This is a genomic window from Streptomyces sp. A012304 (assembly GCF_026008495.1).
Classification (GTDB): Bacteria; Actinomycetota; Actinomycetes; order Streptomycetales; family Streptomycetaceae; genus Streptomyces.
Map to the genome: position 1 here is coordinate 1 of NZ_BQUN01000143.1, position 488 is coordinate 488.

The window sequence follows — 488 nt, forward strand, 5'->3', positions numbered from 1 at the left end:
AGCTTGCCGTCGAGGTAGAGGCTCTGGGTGGAGCCGGACATGGACAGCACCGCGTGGTGCCACTGGCCGTCGTTGACGTTCTTGGTGATGTCGGTGATCGGCTCGACGGCTCCGGTCCAGAACTGGCCGCGCAGCTTTCCGTCGTTGCCGACGTACAGCATCGGGACACCGGTGCCGGGGGCGGTGCCCCAGGCCTTGTCCTGGTAGCCGACCAGCGGTCCGCCGGCGCCGGAGGCGATCGTCTTGAACCAGACCTCCACGGCGGCGTCGCGGCTCTTCTTCACCGTGCCGGCGGGCAGGTCGATCCGCGAGGTGGTGCCGTTGAAAGTGGCGGCGGTGCCGGGGTCGCCGGCGATGGCGCCCGCGGCGTTGAGCGTGACGTTCTGGTAGGTGCCGCGGTCCTTGCCGAGGTTGGCCTCGTTGACGCTGCTCGCGGCGGTGCCCTCCTCCTCGCCGAGGCGCCAGTAGGACTCGGGGCGGGAGTCCAG

Annotated in this window: 1 protein-coding gene; it reads right to left on the reverse strand. The window is 70.3% G+C overall.

What is annotated here, in order from left to right; genetic code table 11:
- The coding region (locus ALMP_RS34685) for a LamG domain-containing protein (protein ID WP_264935726.1) at positions 1-488 on the reverse strand (488 nt) is incomplete at both ends.